Below are 3,539 nucleotides of genomic sequence, written 5' to 3'. Positions count from 1 at the left end.
CTTCGATTGGCGCCATGCCGGTGAACCATGCCCGGTATTTGTTGCTGGCATACCCCTTGCCGACCTGCTTGTGCGCCGTGCCTGACTTGCCTCCAACCGAGTAGCCGACGGTCTGCGCCAACTGCCCCGTGCCGCCTGGTGCTGCAGCCATCTGGAGCATTTTCCGGACGGCACGCGCATTCTCTGGTGAAAACACGCGCACGCCAACTGCAGGTTCACTGCTCTTGAGCATGGTCACGGGGATGATCCGGCCGTCATGCGCAAAAGAAGTATAGGAATGCGCCATCTGGAACAGCGAAGCCGATAGGCCATAACCGTAGGACATCGTGGCCTGCTCGACAGGCCGCCATGACTTCCACGGACGCAAGCGCCCGGTGACTGCACCCGGGAACTCAATTTGCGGCTTCTGTCCGTAGCCGAGCGCAACATAGGTGTCCCACATCTCATGCGGGCTCATCTTCTGGGCTATCTTGAGTGCCCCCACATTGCTGGACTTCTGGATGACTCCTTCGACTGTGAGCGTCCCGTAATTGTGGGTATCGCTGATCGTGAAACCACCGATGCTGATCCGCCCCGGGCCGGTCTCCACCAGGGTCTGCGGCTTGATGCGGCCGGCCTCCAGCGCCATGGCCACGGTGATGGGTTTCATGGTCGAGCCGGGCTCGAACGTGTCTGTCACGGCACGATTGCGCAACTGTTCACCCGTGAGATTCTGGCGCTTGTCGGGCACGTAGCTTGGATAGTTGGCCAGTGCCAGCACCTCGCCGGTGGTCGTATCGAGCACAACCACACTGCCGGCTCTCGCCTTGCGTGCGATCACTGCATCACGCAGCTTCTGGTAGGCAAAAAACTGTACCTTGCTGTCCACGCTGAGCTGGATGTCCTTGCCTTCAACAGGCGGCACTTGCTCCCCAATACTTTCAACCACGCGCCCCAATCGGTCCTTGATCACGCGCCGGGAACCGGGCTTGCCGGCCAGATCCTTGTTGAAAGTGAGCTCGATGCCCTCCTGTCCACGGTCTTCCACATTGGTGAACCCGACCACGTGCGCAGTGGTTTCACCTTCCGGATACTTGCGCTTGTATTCCTTGCGCTGGTAAATGCCCTTGATGCCCAAACCGTGAATCTTCTGCGCGACGGGCTCGTCAACCTGGCGCTTGACCCACACGAAGGTCTTGTCTTCGTTGGCCAGCTTCCTGTTGAGGTCGGCTAGCGGCATCTCCAGCAGCTTGGCCAGCTCGGCGAGCTGAGCCTTGCTCGCCTCCACATCTTCGGGAATCGCCCAGATGCTCGACGCAGGGACGCTGGATGCCAGAATGAGCCCATTGCGATCCAGAATGCGTCCCCTGTTGGCAGGCAGCTCCAGAGTGCGTGCAAAGCGCACCTCACCCTGGCGCTGAAAGAACTCGTTGCCGACAACCTGGACATACGCAGCTCGGCCCGCCAGTCCGGCGAAGGCCAGAGCAATGCCTGCGACGATCAGCTTGCTGCGCCAGACCGGGGTCTTGCTGGCCAGCAGCGGACTGGAGGTATAGCGGACGCTTCTACTCATGCGCGCCACCTGTCGCGGCCGGATTCTTGTAGGTGACGTATTGCGTGATGGCCGGCGTCGCCGAACGCATCTGCAGCTTGTCCTTGGAGAGTTGCTCAACGCGCAGCGGCGTCGCCTGTGCACGCTTTTCAACCTGCAGCCGCTCCCTGTCAGATTCGAGCTGGCGGCTGTGGGCCGCAGTTTTCTCAAGCTCGACATAGAGGCGACGCGATTCGTACTGCGTGCGCACCAGATACAGCGCACTGAACAGCAACGCCAGAAGGAGCACGAGGTTTAGGCGCGTCATGTCAATGCACCCGGATAGCGCTGCGTCGGCATTTGCGCAGGCACTTCGGTGCGCTCGGCCACCCGCATCACCGCACTGCGAGCACGGGGATTGGCAGCAATCTCTTCCGGCCCTGGCTTGCGACGCTCCACTACTTTGAGACGCATGGCTTTCGGCGCAGCAAACGGCGCGCGGCGATCAAACACCTCGCGCGAGTGTTCCGCGATGAACTGCTTGACGATGCGGTCTTCCAGAGAATGGAAACTGATCACCACCAAACGTCCCCCTGGTTGCAGTACTTTCAGCGAAGCTTCTAGCGCCTGTTGCAGCTCTTCAAGCTCGGCGTTGATGAAAATCCGAAAAGCCTGAAATGTGCGCGTTGCAGGGTCCTTGCCCGGCTCGCGGGTTTTGACCGCGCCAGCCACGACTTCGGCCAGCTCAGCGGTGGTTCCAAAAGCGCCCCGTTCCTGTCGGCGACGATCAATCGCCTTTGCAATCTGCCCAGCAAACCGTTCTTCGCCATATTCACGAATGACCTCCGCAATGGTGTCTGTCTCTGCATCGGCCAGCCACTGGGCCACACTCTGACCCCGGGTCGTGTCCATGCGCATGTCGAGCGGGCCATCGCCGCGAAATGAAAAACCCCGCGCCGGATTGTCGATCTGGGGAGAGCTGATGCCCAGATCCATCAGGATCCCCGCCGCGCTGGACGCCGGCAGCCCGCCCAGATGGCTGAAGCCCTCGTGGCGTATGACAAAACGCGGGTCTGCAATGGCTTGGGCCTCGGTGATCGCTTCGGGGTCCTTGTCGAAGGCGGTAAGCCGTCCTTTGGCGGACAGCTGCGAGAGGATGAGGCGCGAATGTCCTCCACGCCCGAAGGTCGCGTCGATGTAATGCCCGTCCGGATTGACCTGAAGCGCTGCGACTGCTTCGTTCAACAAGACGGTGCGATGTGTCCATGTGTCTTGCACCGTCGTCTTTCAGAATGAAAAATCTCTGAAGACATCGGGCATGTCGCCCTTCATCTGCTCGGCCTCCTGGGCCGCATAGGTCGCCGCATCCCACAGTTCAAAGTAGCTGCCCATGCCAAGCAGCACCGTGTCCCTGCTGATGCCTGCCGCAGCGCGCAATTCCGGCGAAACGAGCACACGACCCGTGGCATCCATATCCACGTCCATGGCGTTGCCCAGAAAAATCCTTTTCCACCACTGAGCCTGCATGGGCAGCGAGGCGATGCGTTCGCGAAATTTCTCCCACTCGTTGCGGGGGAATATCATGAGACAGCCGTGAGGGTGTTTGGTGATGGTGAGTTGACTGGACGCGGTGGCGCTCAGCACGTCACGATACCGGGTCGGCACTGAGAGCCGCCCCTTGGTATCGAGAGCTAGAGAAGACGCGCCTTGAAACACCGTTAAAAACCTTTGGAAAACACTTTTCACCACTAAATTGCACTTTTTCCCACTTTATCAGGAAAGTTTTCCCATGCAAGTGGTTTGCTACAAATTTTTTCAATGAAATCAAGCACTTAGAAACACATTGCGAAGCTGGAGTCGAATCAAAAAACGTTCTAAATTAAGCACTTAGAACGTCCAATGAAAGTGTTGCTTTAAACAAGCGCACTGGCGACACCCAAAAAGGCGTGAGCGGGATGAATTCAGGAAAAAAGCTGCGCCAGCATCTCACGCAACTCGTGCGCGAGAAAAAAGGGCGTCGACATTCCGC

General features: G+C 59.0%; 4 protein-coding genes. All 4 read right to left on the bottom strand.

What is annotated here, in order from left to right; genetic code table 11:
• On the bottom strand, positions 1-1,552 hold a 1,552-nt coding region (locus tag ACK4OE_RS25545; protein ID WP_409889224.1), incomplete at its 3' end, for a peptidoglycan D,D-transpeptidase FtsI family protein.
• A complete protein-coding gene (gene ftsL / locus ACK4OE_RS25540) occupies positions 1,545-1,838 on the bottom strand; it encodes a cell division protein FtsL (protein WP_409889223.1) in 294 nt (97 codons plus the stop codon). The genes ftsL and ACK4OE_RS25545, both read right to left, overlap by 8 nt.
• Complete coding sequence (gene rsmH / locus ACK4OE_RS25535; RefSeq protein WP_409889222.1) at positions 1,835-2,788, bottom strand: 16S rRNA (cytosine(1402)-N(4))-methyltransferase RsmH; 954 nt, start codon at positions 2,786-2,788, stop codon at positions 1,835-1,837. The genes ftsL and rsmH overlap by 4 nt, the downstream gene beginning before the upstream one ends.
• A 9-nt stretch (positions 2,789-2,797) precedes the next feature.
• Positions 2,798-3,226: a division/cell wall cluster transcriptional repressor MraZ gene (gene mraZ / locus ACK4OE_RS25530; RefSeq protein ID WP_409889225.1), complete on the bottom strand. Its 429-nt coding sequence runs from the start codon at positions 3,224-3,226 to the stop codon at positions 2,798-2,800.
• Positions 3,227-3,539: the final 313 nt, after the last annotated feature.

The sequence above is a fragment of the Acidovorax sp. genome (assembly GCF_046314175.1).
GTDB lineage: Bacteria > Pseudomonadota > Gammaproteobacteria > Burkholderiales > Burkholderiaceae_C > Acidovorax.
Note: the sequence above shows the minus strand (reverse complement) of the source record. Positions and strands in the feature narration are given on the sequence as shown.

Bases quoted from the DNA above. Each gene is read 5' to 3' on its own strand.
- ftsL (WP_409889223.1), bottom strand. From the start codon at position 1,838: ATGACGCGCCTAAACCTCGTGCTCCTTCTGGCGTTGCTGTTCAGTGCG.